14 protein-coding genes are annotated in these 13,825 nt (G+C 70.5%); 3 read left to right on the top strand and 11 right to left on the bottom strand.

What is annotated here, in order from left to right; genetic code table 11:
* Positions 1-100: 100 nt before the first annotated feature.
* The 6 genes from chvE to AC4D2E_RS12775 form a co-directional block, all read right to left on the bottom strand.
* Positions 101-1,222: a multiple monosaccharide ABC transporter substrate-binding protein gene (gene chvE / locus AC4D2E_RS12800; RefSeq protein ID WP_104167155.1), complete on the bottom strand. Its 1,122-nt coding sequence runs from the start codon at positions 1,220-1,222 to the stop codon at positions 101-103.
* Positions 1,223-1,279: 57 nt separating this feature from the next.
* Complete coding sequence (gene araA / locus AC4D2E_RS12795; RefSeq protein WP_490952852.1) at positions 1,280-2,794, bottom strand: L-arabinose isomerase; 1,515 nt, start codon at positions 2,792-2,794, stop codon at positions 1,280-1,282.
* Entirely contained in the window at positions 2,791-3,504 is a 714-nt protein-coding gene (locus AC4D2E_RS12790; protein WP_490952851.1) for an L-ribulose-5-phosphate 4-epimerase, read from the bottom strand. The genes araA and AC4D2E_RS12790 overlap by 4 nt, the downstream gene beginning before the upstream one ends.
* A complete protein-coding gene (araB, locus tag AC4D2E_RS12785) occupies positions 3,501-5,219 on the bottom strand; it encodes a ribulokinase (protein ID WP_490952850.1) in 1,719 nt (572 codons plus the stop codon). Before araB ends, AC4D2E_RS12790 begins: the two co-directional genes overlap by 4 nt.
* 163 nt (positions 5,220-5,382) lie before the next feature.
* Complete coding sequence (locus AC4D2E_RS12780) at positions 5,383-6,480, bottom strand: LacI family DNA-binding transcriptional regulator (protein ID WP_490952849.1); 1,098 nt, start codon at positions 6,478-6,480, stop codon at positions 5,383-5,385.
* Positions 6,464-7,270, bottom strand: a complete 807-nt coding sequence (locus AC4D2E_RS12775) for a carbon-nitrogen hydrolase family protein (protein ID WP_490911289.1) — start codon at positions 7,268-7,270, stop codon at positions 6,464-6,466. Before AC4D2E_RS12775 ends, AC4D2E_RS12780 begins: the two co-directional genes overlap by 17 nt.
* A 79-nt stretch (positions 7,271-7,349) precedes the next feature.
* Here AC4D2E_RS12775 and AC4D2E_RS12770 point away from each other — a divergent pair, with 79 nt between their 5' ends.
* Positions 7,350-7,856: a DUF427 domain-containing protein gene (locus AC4D2E_RS12770; protein ID WP_490911290.1), complete on the top strand. Its 507-nt coding sequence runs from the start codon at positions 7,350-7,352 to the stop codon at positions 7,854-7,856.
* A gap of 94 nt (positions 7,857-7,950) precedes the next feature.
* Complete coding sequence (locus tag AC4D2E_RS12765; protein WP_490911291.1) at positions 7,951-8,736, top strand: SurA N-terminal domain-containing protein; 786 nt, start codon at positions 7,951-7,953, stop codon at positions 8,734-8,736.
* A 77-nt stretch (positions 8,737-8,813) separates the two neighbouring features.
* On the opposite strand, the gene AC4D2E_RS12760 is transcribed toward AC4D2E_RS12765, so the two are convergent.
* Positions 8,814-10,100, bottom strand: coding sequence for an adenylosuccinate synthase (locus AC4D2E_RS12760; RefSeq protein WP_104167169.1), 1,287 nt, complete (start codon positions 10,098-10,100; stop codon positions 8,814-8,816).
* A gap of 258 nt (positions 10,101-10,358) precedes the next feature.
* Between AC4D2E_RS12760 and AC4D2E_RS12755 the strand changes: the two genes are divergently transcribed.
* Complete coding sequence (locus tag AC4D2E_RS12755; RefSeq protein WP_490952848.1) at positions 10,359-10,961, top strand: hypothetical protein; 603 nt, start codon at positions 10,359-10,361, stop codon at positions 10,959-10,961.
* A 10-nt stretch (positions 10,962-10,971) separates the two neighbouring features.
* On the opposite strand, the gene AC4D2E_RS12750 is transcribed toward AC4D2E_RS12755, so the two are convergent.
* The 4 genes from AC4D2E_RS12750 to fbaA form a co-directional block, all read right to left on the bottom strand.
* The gene (locus tag AC4D2E_RS12750; protein WP_490952847.1) at positions 10,972-11,796 is read right to left on the bottom strand and encodes an oxygenase MpaB family protein; all 825 of its coding nucleotides are present in this window, start codon (positions 11,794-11,796) and stop codon (positions 10,972-10,974) included.
* 79 nt (positions 11,797-11,875) lie between these two features.
* Positions 11,876-12,085, bottom strand: a complete 210-nt coding sequence (locus AC4D2E_RS12745; RefSeq protein WP_104168159.1) for a helix-turn-helix domain-containing protein — start codon at positions 12,083-12,085, stop codon at positions 11,876-11,878.
* Positions 12,086-12,282: 197 nt separating this feature from the next.
* Positions 12,283-12,702, bottom strand: coding sequence for a DUF3151 domain-containing protein (locus tag AC4D2E_RS12740; RefSeq protein ID WP_490911294.1), 420 nt, complete (start codon positions 12,700-12,702; stop codon positions 12,283-12,285).
* Positions 12,703-12,706: 4 nt separating this feature from the next.
* Complete coding sequence (gene fbaA, locus AC4D2E_RS12735; protein ID WP_104167175.1) at positions 12,707-13,726, bottom strand: class II fructose-bisphosphate aldolase; 1,020 nt, start codon at positions 13,724-13,726, stop codon at positions 12,707-12,709.
* Positions 13,727-13,825: the final 99 nt, after the last annotated feature.

Raw genomic sequence — 13,825 nt, 5'->3', positions numbered from 1 at the left:
CACTCACTCGTATGGAAGTCCCGGCAACGGCCGGGCGAGGAACCCGTGGCTCCGGACCAGGACGGTCCGGAGCCACGGGGTCAGGCATACTGCGGGACGCCTACTTGAGCTCGTCCTCGGTGTAGTAGCCGGTCTCCACGAGGGCGGCCTCGTAGTTGTCCACCGTGACGATCTCGGACTCGAGCAGGTAGGAGGGGACCACCTTGACGCCGTTGTCGTACGTCTCGGTGTCGTTCACCTCGGGCTCCTCACCCTTCATGAGGGCGTCCACCATCGTCACGGCCTGCTTGCCGAGCTCGCGGACGTCTTTGAAGATCGTCGAGTACTGCTCGCCGGCGATGATGGACTTCATCGAGCCGACCTCGGCGTCCTGGCCCGTGACGACGGGCAGCTCGTCGGCCGAGTAACCGCCGGAGGTCAGGGCCGAGATGATGCCGATCGACAGGCCGTCGTACGGCGACAGGACGCCCTCGAGGCGCTCGCCGCCGCCGACCGTGAGGAGGTCCTCCATGCGGTCCTGTGCCGTGTCGGGGAGCCAGCGGAGGATCGCCGCCTGCTCGAAGTCGGTCTGGCCGCTGGGCACGCGCAGCACGCCGCTGTCCAGGTAGGGCTGCAGGGTCTTCATGGCGCCGTTCCAGAAGAACGTGGCGTTGTTGTCGTCCGGGCTCCCGGCGAAGAGCTCGACGTCGAAGGGGCCCTCCTCGCCCGTCTCGTTGCCCTCGGCGTCGAGGACGCCGAGGCCGGTGAGCAGCGACGTGGCCTGCTGGACGCCGACCTCCTCGTTGTCGAAGGTCGTGTAGTAGTCCACGGTTTCGGATTCGTTGATGAGCCGGTCGTAGGCGATGACCGGGATGTCCTGGGACTCGGCCTGGTCGAGGACGCTCGTGAGGGTGGTGCCGTCGATCGAGGCGATGACGAGGGCCTTCACGCCGCCGTTGATCATGTTCTCGATCTGCGAGACCTGCGTGGGGATGTCGTCGTTGGCGAACTGGAGGTCCACCTCGTAGCCCAGTTCCTCGAGCTGGCTCTTGACGTTCTCGCCGTCGGCGATCCAGCGCTCGGACTGCTGCGTGGGCATGGCGACGCCGATCTTGGCGCCCTCGTTGGACCCGCCCTCGCCCTCGGCAGCGGCGTCGCCGCCGCCCCTGCTGCCACCGCACGCGGTGAGGCTGAGCGTCAGGATGCTGGCGGCCGCGATGCCGGCCAGGTATTTCCGATTCATGGTGGATCTTTCTTGTGAGTGGTTTCCGGCGGCGTTGCCGGCTTGTGGTGGAGGGTCCTAGAGTTTCTGCGCCAGCCGGTAGTAGGCGGCGTTCCAGCGCAGTTCACGCTGGAAGTCCCGCAGGGTGGTGTCGGCGTCGATCCGCAGCAGTTCCACCTCGGCGATGTCCGCGAAGTCCTCGAACACCTCGAGGCCCACCGCGGTGCTGAGGACGGTGTGGTGGGCGGCACCGGCACTGAGCCACGCCGCGGCGGAGGTCGCCAGGCTCGGCTCCGGCTTCCACACCGCGCGGGCCACCGGCAGGTTGGGCAGCGGGGCATCGGGCAGCACCACCTCGACGGCGTTCGCGGTGAGGCGGAAGCGGTCCCGCATGTCCGACATCGCGACGACGACGCCCGCGCCGGGGTCGGTGTCGAACACGAGGCGCACGGGGTCCTCCTTGCCGCCGATCCCCAGCGGGTGCACCTCGAGGGACGGCTTCGCGGTGGTCAGGGTGGGGCAGATCTCGAGCATGTGCGCGCCGAGGATCTTCTCCTCCCCCGGCACCAGGTGGTACGTGTAGTCCTCCATGAGGGAGGCGCCGCCCGGGAGCCCCGCGCCCATGACCTTGGCGGCCCGGACGAGGACGGCGGTCTTCCAGTCGCCCTCGGCGCCGAAACCGTAGCCGCGGGCCATGAGGCGCTGGACGGCGAGGCCGGGCAGCTGGCGGAGTGCGCCGAGGTCCTCGAAGCTGGTGGTGAAGGCCCCGAAGCCGCCCTCCTCGAGGAAGGAGAGCAGACCGAGTTCCTGCCGGGCGCCGTAGCGCAGCGACTCGTGCCGGTCCCCGCCGCGGCGGAGCTCCGGGACCACGTCGTACGTCTCCTCGTACTCGGCGACGAGCGCGTCGACGTCGGATTCCGACTGCGCCTCGACGGCGACGACGAGGTCGTTGACGCCCCACGTGTTGATCGAGACGCCGAACCGCAGCTCGGCCTCGGTCTTGTCCCCCTCGGTCACGGCGACGTTCCGCATGTTGTCGCCGAAGCGGGCCACCCTGAGGTCGTGGACGGCGGCCCAGCCGGCGGCGGCCCGCTGCCATGATGCGATCCTCGCGCAGACGTCGGGACTGGACACGTGCCCGACGACGGTCTTGCGCGGCACCCCGAGGCGCGACTGGATGTAGCCGAACTCGCGGTCGCCGTGCGCGGCCTGGTTGAGGTTCATGAAGTCGAAGTCGATCTCGCCCCACGGCAGTGCCACGTTGATCTGCGTGTGCAGGTGCAGCAGCGGCTTGCGGAGGGCGTCGAGCCCCGCGATCCACATCTTCGCGGGGCTGAAGGTGTGCATCCAGGCGATCACCCCAATCGCGTGGTCCGCGGCGTTGGCCTCCAGCGCCATGCGCCGGATCGAGGCGGAATCCTTCAGCGTGGGCTTCCAGACCACCTTCACGGGCAGGCCGGACTCCTCGAGCAGGCGGACGATCTCCTGCGACTGCTCGGCGACCTGCTGCAGTGTCTCCTCGCCGTAGAGCTCCTGGCTGCCGGTGAGGAACCAGACTTCGTAGGCGTCGAGGGTGGTGCTGAGGCGGCTCATGCAAGGGCTCCTGGGGTCGATGACTGACCGTACACGTTCTGGTACCGGTCGAAAAGGGAGTCGACGTGTTCGGGCTCGATGGGCACGGGGGCGCCGAGCTGGCGGGAGACGTGGACGGTCCGGGCGACGTCCTCGAGCATGACGGCGGCCTTGACGGCGTCCTTCGCGTCCCTGCCGATGGTGAAGGGCCCGTGGTTCTTCATGAGCACGCCGCGCGAGCGGTGGCCGGTGAGGGTCTCCACGATGCCGCGGCCGATCGAGTCGTCACCGATGACCGCGAACGGACCGACGGGGATCTCGCCACCGAACTCGTCCGCCATCGCGGTGATCACGCACGGGATCGGTTCGCCGCGCGCGGCCCAGGCGACCGCGTAGGTGGAGTGCGTATGCACCACGCCGCCGACGTCGGGCATGTGCCGGTAGACATAGGCGTGGGCCGCGGTATCGCTCGACGGGGAGCGCTCGGACCCGGCGGTGCCCGCTATGACGTTGCCGTCGAGGTCGCAGAGGATCTGGTTCTCCGGCGTCAGGTCGTCGTAGCCGACCCCGGAGGGCTTGATGACGAACAGATCTGCGCCGGGCACGCGGCCCGAGACGTTGCCGCCGGTCCAGACCACGAGTCCGTAGCGGACGAGTTCGGCGTGCAGGGCGGCGACGTCCTGGCGGACCGCCGCGACGGCGGCCTCGACGTCGGGGGTGAACCGGCTCATGCGGTCACCGCCTGATGCATGCGGGCCGCGCGGCGGAGGGCCTTGAGCCGGTGCATGACATCGTTGGTGCCGCGCCCGAAGTAGTCATGGAGCTCGGTGTACTCGCGATACAGGGCGTCGTACGCCGCGGCGCGTTCCGCGTCGGGGGTGTACGCGGCGCGGTCCGAATGGCCCATCGCGGCGGCCGCCGCATGGATGTCCTCGTACGCTCCGGCGGCGACGGCGGCGTGGATCGCCGACCCGAGGGCCGGCCCCTGGGAGCTGCCGATCACGGAGATGGGCATGTTCAGCACATCGGCATAGACCTGCATGAGGAACGGGTTGCGGATGAGCCCGCCAGCGGCCACGAACTCGGTCACGGGGACGCCCGAGGCGTTGAAGGTCTCCACGATCGTCCGGGTGCCGAACGCCGTCGACTCCAGGAGTGCGCGGTAGACCTCGTGCGGCTTCGTGGCGAGCGTCAGCCCCACGATGGTGCCGGACAGTTCGTGGTCCACGAGCACGGAGCGGTTGCCGGAGTGCCAGTCGAGGGCCACGAGCCCATGCGCCCCGACAGGCTCCGCCCTGGCCTGCTCGGTGAGGTACTCGTGCACGCTGAGCCCCTGGGCCGTCGCGGCGTCGCGGATCTCGCCGGGCACCTGGTTCGCGACGAACCACGCGAAGATGTCGCCGACGCCGGACTGCCCGGCCTCGTAGCCGTAGAAGCCCTCGACGATCCCGCCGTCCACCACGCCGCACATGCCGGGCACCTCGGCGAGGCGGTCGGAGTTCATGACGTGGCACGTCGAGGTGCCCATGATGGCGACCATCTGGCCCGGGTCGGTGGCCTGCGCGGCGGGAGACGTGACGTGCGCGTCCACGTTCCCGACGGCGACGGCGATGCCCGCGGGGAGGCCGGTCCAGCCGGCGGCCTCCTCCGACAGGGAACCGGCCCTCGACGCGAGGGCGCCGATGGTGTGCTCCACCTTGTCGCGGGCGAATCCGGCGAAGTCCGGGTTGAGCGCCGCGAGGAACTCCTCGGAGGGGTAGGCGCCGTCCTGGTAGATGCCCTTGTACCCGGCGGTGCAGGCGTTGCGCACGTACTCGCCGGTGAGCTGCCAGACGATCCAGTCGGCGGCCTCCACCCAGTGGTCCATGAGGCCGTACAGCTCGGGGTCCTCCTCGAGCAGCTGCAAGCCCTTCGCGAACTCCCACTCGCTCGAGATCAGTCCGCCGTAGCGCGGCAGCCAGGCCTCGCCGCGTTCTGCCGCGAGGTCGTTGATGCGGTTGGCCTGGCCCTGGGCGGCATGGTGCTTCCAGAGCTTCACGTAGGCGTGGGGGCGGCCCTCGTAGCCGTGGACCTCGTTGAGGGGCGTGCCGTCGGCGAGCGTGGGCACCATGGTGCACGCCGTGAAATCCGTGGCGATCCCGATGACGTCCTGCGGGTCGATGCCCGCCTCCCGCACGGCGGCCGGGACGGCCGTGCGGAGGACGTCGACGTAGTCGGAGGGTACCTGCAGGGCCCATTCGGGCGGGAGTGGCTCGCCCGTCGCGGCGAGCGTCGAGTCCATGACGGCGTGCGGGTACGCGAGCGTCGAGGCACCGAGTTCTGCGCCGTCAGCGACGCGGACGACGACGGCGCGCCCGGACAGGGTGCCATAGTCGACGCCGATGACGTAGGCGGGCCTGCCGACGTCCTCGGTCGGCGCGGATGCGCCCAGGGTGGAGTCACTCAAGGGAAGGACCTCTTTGTTCTTCTCGGGACTGCAGGCAGTGCCCTGATGGATCGTGGTGGCGGTGCATCCGGTTAATGTGACCGTTCACATCCGCGGTCACCAGTGTGTGCCCTGCCCGCGGGCTGTGTCAATGCGTGGGGAGGAGGCCCGGGGCGCAGAAGCGTCAGCCCGGGAGGCGGGCCGTGGACTCGCGCAGGATGAACTCGGGACGCACATCGGCGGTCGATCCCACCGGTGCGGTGACGGCAGCAGATGCCGGCACGCCGATCAGCCCGAGCAGCCGTGCGACGCAACGCCGGCCGAGTTCCGGGAAGTCCTGCCGCACCGTGGTGAGCGGGGGCCAGTAGTGGGCGGCCTCGGGGACGTCGTCGAAGCCCACCACGCTGATGTCCTCGGGCACCCGCAGCCCGTGCTCGCGGAAGGCGTGCATCAGGCCGAGCGCCATCTGGTCGTTCGAGGAGAAGACAGCAGTGATCCCGGGGTCCTGGATCAGTGCGAGCCCGGCCCGGTACCCGGAGTCCGCCGTCCACGTCCCGGAGAGGAGGGGCTCGGGTGCCAGGCCCCACGCCTCCATCTCACCGCGGTACCCGCGGATGCGGGCGTCCGTCTCGAACCAGCCCTCCGGACCGGCCACGTGCGCGATGCGCCGATGGCCCAGCTCGAGCAGGTGGCGGGTCGCGAGGACGGCCCCGCCGGACTGGTCCACGGACAGCCGGTGGTCGTCGTGGGCCCGGGCGGAGTGCACCGTCACGAAGGGCAGGGTGATGGACAGCCGCTCGATCTCCTCGAGCGTCTGCGCCTGCGGCGCCAGGATGATGAGCCCGTCCACGCCGTGGGCCAGCAACCGGTCCAGGGCCGAGCGGATCGAACCGCCGTCGACCTCGTCGAGGTGCGCGACGTCCACGGCGTACCCGGCGCGGCGTGCTGCGCTGTCGATGGCCTGCAGGCTCGCCGCGGGCCCGTACTCGAAGCCCTTGCCGACGAGCACGCCGATGGTGGTGGACCGGCTGGTCACGAGCGCGCGGGCCGCACGGTTGGGCCGGAAGCTGAGCTCGTCCATGGCGACCAGGACGCGGTCACGCGTCTCCGGGCGGAGGCTCGGATGGCCGTTGATCACCCGGGACACGGTCTGGTGCGAGACCCCTGCCCGCCGGGCCACGTCCCGGATGTTGGCGGCACGTCCCTCCGGGGGCCGCACCCCCTCCGCGAGGCGGGACGGCTCGGCCGGACGGGAGGACTCCGCGTCAGTGGGCGTCGACAATGGACTCGTTCCGCGCGAAGCGCCTGTTCCGCAGGACGGGCAGGAACTCGCGGACGTCGTCGACCCTGCGCCGTGTCACCTCGGTGGTGACCACGCCGCGCTCCTCGTCCCCCAGGTGCGCCTGCGGCACCCCCATGGGGTCGATCATGGCGGAGTGGCCGATCGTATGGCTGCTGGAGGTCCCGGCCGCCGCCACCCACACGGTGTTCTCGATGGCCCGCGCCTTCAGCAGGGTCTCCCAGTGCTCGATCTTGTGCTCACCCCTGAACCACGCGGCCGGCACGCAGATGAGGTCCGCCCCGGCGTCGGCGAGCGCCCGCGCCTGCTCGGGGAACCGGAGGTCGTAGCAGGTCATGAGCCCCACCCCGAGGCCGCCCAGCCGGGCCACCGTGATGCCGCCGTCGCCCGGCTTGATGCGCGTGGACTCCTGGTAGCTGAAGGCGTCGTAGAGGTGCAGCTTCCGGTACGTGTCCATGATCCGGCCGGTCCCGTCCACGAGGACGAGCGTGTTGAAGGGCCGTTCCTCGCCGCTGGGCTCGTAGCCCCCGGCGACGACGGCGATGGAATGCGCGGCTGCGATGAACGACAGCTGCTGGACGAAGGAGGTCCAGGTGGCCTCGACGGCCTGGCGGAGGGAGCCCTCCACCCGGCCGACCGTGAACATGGACTCCTCGGGGAAGACGATGAGTTCCGAGCCCTCGGCGGCGGCCTGCTCCGCGAGGTCCCGCATCACGGCGAGATTCGCCGCGGCGTCCCCGCCGGGCCTGAACTGACCAACGCTGACCAACATGTTCCCGCCCTCACGTGTGGATGACACCTCCCGTCCAGCGTACAGACCCCGTCCAGCGCGCCGGAGTAGCCTTCGTCCCATGAGGAACCCGGTGACGAGACAGCGTGTGCAACCCGGCCCCGGCCAGGAATCCGTGTGGGACTACCCGAGGCCGCCGCGGGTGGAGCCGACGACGGCGAGGATCGAGGTGCGGTTCGGCGACCGGCTCGTCATCAGCACGGACAACGCCGTCCGGGTCCTGGAGACGAGCCATCCGCCGGTCTACTACCTGCCGATCGATGCGTTCGCACCCGGGGTCCTGGTGCCCGTCGACGGCACCACGCACTGCGAGTTCAAGGGTGCCGCGAGCTATTTCGACGTCGTCGCCGGGACCGCCCGCAGCCCGCGCGGTGCCTGGACCTACCCCGCTCCGGTGCGCGGGTACGAGGACCTGGCCACGCGCGCGGCGCTCTACCCCTCGCGGATGGACGAGTGCACCGTGGACGGCGAGCGGGTGCAGGCCCAGGAGGGCGATTTCTACGGCGGCTGGATCACCTCGGCGATCGTCGGCCCGTTCAAGGGCGGCGCGGGGACCTGGGGCTGGTAGCAGCCCGGCTCGGAGGGCACGTCCAGCGGACGTTCAGGTGGCACCGCTATCGTCGCAGGCTGACCATCGCACGCGACGCAAGGACAGGCTCAGCATGACCATCAAGGGAACAATCCTGGGCCGGCGCCTGATCGCAGCCGCGTTCGTCGGCTCCATCGCGGTCCTCGGTGGCTGCGGTGCCGCGGGTGACGAGCCCGAGGGCGCAGCGGCATCGAGCACGGCGCCCGCACCGGACGAGTCGGCCGCCGCCGGGGACGCCGCCCAGCCGGAGCCGGACGTCGAGGGCCTCCCCGATGTCGTCGCGGTGGTCAATGGCACCGAGATCACGCGGGAGGAGTTCACCGCGGCCTACGAGGGCCAGTTCCCGCAGGCGGCCGCCCAGGCGCAGGCCGGCGGCCAGGAGGTGGACCAGGACCTGCTGAAGACGACCGTCGCGGACAATCTCGTGAGCACCGAGCTGCTGCGCCAGGAGGCGGACGAACGCGGCATCGAGGCCACGCCCGAGGCCCGGGCCGCCGCGATCGAGAACCTGCTGGAGACCAGCGGACTGGGCTCCGAGGAGGAGCTGCGTGCCGCTTTCTCCGAGCAGGGGCTCGACGACGCCGAGTTCGACTCCCAGCTCACCGACCAGGTGAAGCTCGACGCGCTGCTCGCCGAGGAGGCCGGCGACACGACGCCCAGCGACCAGGAGGTCCAGGACGCCTACGACGCCGCAGCAGCCCAGCAGGAGGCCAGCGGTGCCACCGCGACGCCGCTGCCCCCGATCGACGAGGTGCGGGGCGAGATCGAGGAGCAGCTCAAGGGCGGCAAGACGTCCGAGGCCGCCCAGGCCCTCATCGCGCAGCTGCGCGAGGGCGCGGACATCACCGTCAACCTGTAACCCCGGACCGGCACGAGCCCGGACGACGGCGGCCCCCTTCGCAGGACGAAGGGGGCCGCTGTCGCGTGGTCGACCGCCTAGTTGATGAGGTCGTTGACCACGATGGTCTGGTCCCGGTCCGGGCCGACGCCGATGGCCGAGAACCGGGTGCCGGAGAGCTTCTCGAGGGCCCGCACGTAGTTCTGCGCGTTGTCGGGCAGGTCCTCGATGGTCCGGGCGCCCGTTATGTCCTCGGTCCAGCCGTCGAAGTACTCGAAGACCGGCTTGGCGTGGTGGAACTCGGTCTGCGTCATGGGCATCTCGTCGTGCCGCACGCCGTCGACGTCGTACGCGACGCACACCGGGATGCTCTCGATCCCCGTGAGGACATCGAGCTTCGTCACGAAGTAGTCCGTGAAGCCGTTGACGCGCGAGGCGTGGCGCGCCAGGACGGCGTCGTACCAGCCGCACCGGCGCGGCCGGCCGGTGTTGACGCCGAATTCGCCGCCCGTCTTCTGGAGGTACAGGCCCATCTCGTCGAAGAGTTCCGTGGGGAAGGGGCCCGCGCCCACACGGGTGGTGTACGCCTTGATGATGCCGATCGAGCGGGAGATGCGCGTGGGGCCGATGCCCGAGCCGACGGACGCGCCGCCGGCGGTGGGGTTCGACGACGTCACGAACGGGTAGGTGCCGTGGTCCACGTCGAGGAAGGTCGCCTGGCCGCCCTCCATGAGGACCACCTTGCCGGCGTCGAGCGCCTCGTTGAGCACGAACGTGGAGTCGATGACGAGGGGCCGCAGCCGTTCGGCGAAGGACAGGAAGTAGGAGACGACCTCCTCCACCTCGACGTCGCGGCGGTTGTAGACCTTGACCAGCAGCTCGTTCTTCTGCTTGAGGGAGCCCTCGACCTTCTGCCGCAGGATCGACTCGTCGAAGACGTCCTGGACGCGGAGGCCCAGACGGGCCACCTTGTCCATGTAGGCCGGGCCGATGCCGCGGCCCGTGGTGCCGATCGCACGCTTGCCGAGGAAGCGCTCGGTGACCTTGTCGAGAACCTGGTGGTAGGGCGCCACGAGGTGGGCGTTGGCGGAGACACGCAGCTTCGAGGTGTCCGCGCCGCGGGCCTCGAGCCCGTCGATCTCCTCGAAGAGCGCCTCGAGGTTGATGACGCAGCCGTTGCCGATGATCGGCACGGCGTTCGGGCTGAGGATGCCGGCGGGAAGGAGCTTCAGCTCGTACTTCTCGCCGTTGACGACCACGGTATGCCCGGCGTTGTTGCCGCCGTTCGGCTTCACGACGTAGTCGACCCGGCCACCCAGCAGGTCGGTGGCCTTGCCCTTACCCTCGTCGCCCCACTGGGCTCCGACGATGACGATTGCTGGCATGGGATCCTCCCCCATTCGGTACGGGTCCCCCCGCGCGACCGCGGAAAGTACGCCGTGCATCAGAACGCCCCAACCGGTCGCACGCAGGGTGCGGCCACTGGGGCTCTTACCGTCCGAGTTTAGCCGAGGGGCCCGGGGAACGCCGCAAAAGCCTCGTCCGTGATGGTTGCGGTTCCGTTGCGGCTGCCCCTCCCGGTGCCGTCGGGACGTCCCGGACCCACGCGGGCACACGCGGGCACACGCGGGCACAATGGGGGCATGGACCGCTTCGAAGGACACATCGCCGGTATCGGCACCACCTCGGGGACGCGCCTCGTGATCGGCCGGTGGGACACCTCGCCCTTCGGCTCCTTCACCGACGTCATGATGGAGGACGCCGCGGGCCGGCGGACGCTGCTCGCGCCCGCCGCCGCGATCGCGGACTACGTCGGTGCGACGTACACGTTCGACGACGTCGTGATCATCCCCATCTCCTCGGCCCTCGCGGGCGGCCGGCTCGTCGTCGAGGCCGGGGACCTGCGGGTCCACGCCGAGCTCGGCGGCGTGACACTGCTCGGGCGGCTCCTCGGCCTGGTCCCACGGCGCCTGGCCACGCACCCGCGGTGGCTGGCGCTGATCAACCCGGTGGCCTCGCTGCTCGTGAAGGGCGTCGCAACGGCGGGCTCCGCGGGGCAGGGCCGCACCGAGTACTACGGCGCCACCTCGGCGCGGGCCGTCCGCGCCGCGACCGCGACCTGGAACGGCGCGGACCTCGGCGCCCTGACCACCCTGAGCCCGCCCGTCCGGTTCGGCTTCAGCTCGGCGCCACCCCGCCCCCAGGTGGTGACGGTGACGACGACGATCCGCCGGCCCGAGGGGTGACCGGTCCGGTTCAGCGCTCCGGGCGCATCCGATCCCGTGCCACCCGGTAGTGCGGCCAGTAGCGTGCCCTCCCGGGGAGCAGAGGCACCACCAGCCGGGTGGTGCGCCGGAGGACGGCGAACACCAGCCGCTCACGACGCCGCCACGGGAGACCGTACTGCTCCCGCAGCCGCACGGGCAGGATGCCCGCCGCCAGGATGGCGGGCAGCGGGCGGAGCGGCCGCGGGATGATCGGCGGGTCCGGCGCGAGGATCCGGCGGGCGATCAGGCGCGCCGTGGGACCGGCGTCGAGCGTTCCCCGGAACTGCTCGGCGACGTAGCGTTCGAGGCCGCGGTAGTCCTGTGGCAGCACGGCGTCCGTCACCCCGAAGAGGTGGGCCAGCTGCCTCATGTCCCGGTAATAGGCGTCGCGTTCCTCCGCCGACGTCGGGCGCAGGAAGCGGTCCGTGACCTGGAGCGCCGTCCAGACGAGCGTCGCGAACACCCAGAGGGCGAGCCCGGGGTCGGTGGCGCTGTAGGGGGTTCCGGCGGGCACCGACGCACTGGGGCGGGGCAACGTCCCCGTGACCGGGCGGTGCTTCCGCGCCACATGTCCGGCGGCCGCGCGGACCTGCGCCCGGTCCCCGAACGTGACCGTGAGGACGGCGTCGAGCGTTCCACGCAGTCGCCGGAGGGGATCGGTGGCGAAGTCGCTGTGGGCCCGCACGCCCTCGCCGACCAGCGGGTGCGCCACCTGCAGCAGGAGCGCCGCCGGCCCGCCCGCCATGATCAGCCGCTCGCGCGCGAGGCGCCACACCGTCGAGCCCGGGTCGAAGAGACCTGCGTCTCCGGCCATCCCGGGAGCGGGCGCGGGAGGGAAGAACCGGGCCGGGCCCCTCATTCCGGCCCGTCCGCCGCGAACCCGATGGAGCGGATCAAATGGAGTAGTCGGACCCGGAGTTCGTCGAGGCGATGTACTCCCGCACCGCGCTCTGCGGTACCCGGTAGGAGCGCCCGAACCTGATGCTGTGGATCGTCCCGGCCTGCACCAGGCGGTAGACCGTCATCTTCGACACCCGCATCATGGCAGCGACCTCCGCCACCGTGTACAGCTCACTGGTACTCACATTCGTAGCCATGCTCACCACTGCTCCCGTCCGCCTCACCACGTTCCGTGGAGCTTTTAACAGTGGTCGCGTTGGTAACAGCGGCACAAGGATCAGCACTACTCGTTTATGGCTCGCGGGTCCGAGTAGGGCTACGCTGCCTGCCGGTCCGGGACGGCGGAGAAGACGGGCCCGCCGCAGCGGAGCCCGTCGTCCGAGCCATCCCGTCCGGGGTGTCAGCCGGCGAGCTGCGCGCTGGCCTCCGGGTCCGATTCCCTGAGGAACGCCGCGATCCGCTCGGCCTCCTCGATCTCGCCGATGGAGGCGGCGGCCCTGCCCAGGGCGAAGAGGGCCCGGAGGAAGCCCCGGTTCGGCTCGTGCGAGTACGGGATGGGCCCCGCCCCGCGCCAGCCGCTGCGCCGGAGCGCGTCGAGGCCGCGGTGGTAGCCGGTGCGCGCGTAGGCGTAGGACTCGATGGTCCGCCCCTCCGCGTACGCCTCGTCGGCGAGGATGGCCCACACCAGCGACGACGTCGGGTGCGCAGCGGCCAGGTCCACGGCCTCGTCGCCCGCGGCGAGGCGCCCGACGACGTCGGGCTCCTCGGGCAGGAGGGTGGGCTCCGGGCCCAACAGGTTCTTGCGGAACTCATCCGACATGGCGCTAGAGCTTCTTGCCGGCCGAGCCGAGGGCGGCGGCGGCTTCGACGACGCGCGCGGCGAGACCCGCCTCGGCCGCGGCACCCCAGACGCGGGGGTCGTAGGTCTTCTTGTTGCCGACCTCGCCGTCGACCTTCAGGACGCCGTCGTAGTTGCGGAGCATGTGGTCAGCGACCGGACGCGTGAACGCGTACTGGGTGTCCGTGTCGATGTTCATCTTGATGACGCCGTAGGAGACGGCGTCAGCGATCTCCTGGTCCGAGGAGCCGGAGCCGCCGTGGAAGACGAGGTCGAACGGCTTGTCCTTGCCGAGCTTCTGGCCCACCTTGTCCTGGATCTCCTTGAGGATCTCGGGGCGCAGCTTCACGCCGCCGGGCTTGTACACGCCGTGCACGTTCCCGAAGGTCAGGGCGGTGATGTAGCGGCCGTGCTCACCGGCGCCGAGGGCGTCGATGGTCGCGAGGGCGTCCTCGACCGTGGTGTAGAGCTTGTCGTTGATGGCGTTCTCGACGCCGTCCTCCTCGCCGCCGACGGTGCCGATCTCGACCTCGAGGATGATCTTCGCGGCCGCGGCGCGGGGCAGGATCTCGCGGGCGATCCTGAGGTTCTCCTCGAGGGTCTCCGCCGAGCCGTCCCACATGTGCGAGTTGAAGACGGGGTCGCGGCCGTTCTTCACGGCCTCCTCGGACGCGGCGAGCAGGGGCAGCACGAAGTCGTCGAGCTTGTCCTTCGGGCAGTGGTCGGTGTGGAGGGCGATGTTGACGTCGTAGTTCCTGGCGACCTCCTTGGCGAAGGCGGCGAAGCCGAGCGAACCGGCGACCATGTCCTTGACGCTCGCACCGGACCAGTACGCAGCGCCGCCCGTGGAGACCTGCACGATGCCGTCGGAACCCGCCTCGGCGAAACCGCGCATCGCTGCGTTGAGGGTCTGCGAGGAGGTCACGTTCACGGCCGGGAACGCGAAGCCGCCCGTCTTGGCGCGGTCGATCATCTCGGCGTAGACGTCAGGGGTTGCAATAGGCATGCTGAGGACTCCTTCGTGGTGGTGAGTGCTTCGCCTCATCCTAGCGAGCGGACCTGCCGGGCGCTGCGGCCGCAGGCAGGATGACGCCACGGACGACGT

The sequence above is a fragment of the Arthrobacter sp. TJ-265 genome (assembly GCF_058269135.1).
The sequence above is the reverse complement of the archived record's forward strand: the minus strand, read 5'-3'. Positions and strand labels throughout refer to the sequence as shown.

Bases quoted from the DNA above. Each gene is read 5' to 3' on its own strand.
- AC4D2E_RS12790 (WP_490952851.1), bottom strand. From the start codon at position 3,504: ATGAGCCGGTTCACCCCCGACGTCGAGGCCGCCGTCGCGGCGGTCCGC.
- AC4D2E_RS12750 (WP_490952847.1), bottom strand. From the start codon at position 11,796: ATGGCCGGAGACGCAGGTCTCTTCGACCCGGGCTCGACGGTGTGGCGC.
- chvE (WP_104167155.1), bottom strand. From the start codon at position 1,222: ATGAATCGGAAATACCTGGCCGGCATCGCGGCCGCCAGCATCCTGACG.
- araA (WP_490952852.1), bottom strand. From the start codon at position 2,794: ATGAGCCGCCTCAGCACCACCCTCGACGCCTACGAAGTCTGGTTCCTC.
- AC4D2E_RS12765 (WP_490911291.1), top strand. From the start codon at position 7,951: ATGACCATCAAGGGAACAATCCTGGGCCGGCGCCTGATCGCAGCCGCG.
- AC4D2E_RS12775 (WP_490911289.1), bottom strand. From the start codon at position 7,270: ATGTTGGTCAGCGTTGGTCAGTTCAGGCCCGGCGGGGACGCCGCGGCG.
- AC4D2E_RS12755 (WP_490952848.1), top strand. From the start codon at position 10,359: ATGGACCGCTTCGAAGGACACATCGCCGGTATCGGCACCACCTCGGGG.
- AC4D2E_RS12760 (WP_104167169.1), bottom strand. From the start codon at position 10,100: ATGCCAGCAATCGTCATCGTCGGAGCCCAGTGGGGCGACGAGGGTAAG.
- fbaA (WP_104167175.1), bottom strand. From the start codon at position 13,726: ATGCCTATTGCAACCCCTGACGTCTACGCCGAGATGATCGACCGCGCC.
- AC4D2E_RS12770 (WP_490911290.1), top strand. From the start codon at position 7,350: ATGAGGAACCCGGTGACGAGACAGCGTGTGCAACCCGGCCCCGGCCAG.
- AC4D2E_RS12740 (WP_490911294.1), bottom strand. From the start codon at position 12,702: ATGTCGGATGAGTTCCGCAAGAACCTGTTGGGCCCGGAGCCCACCCTC.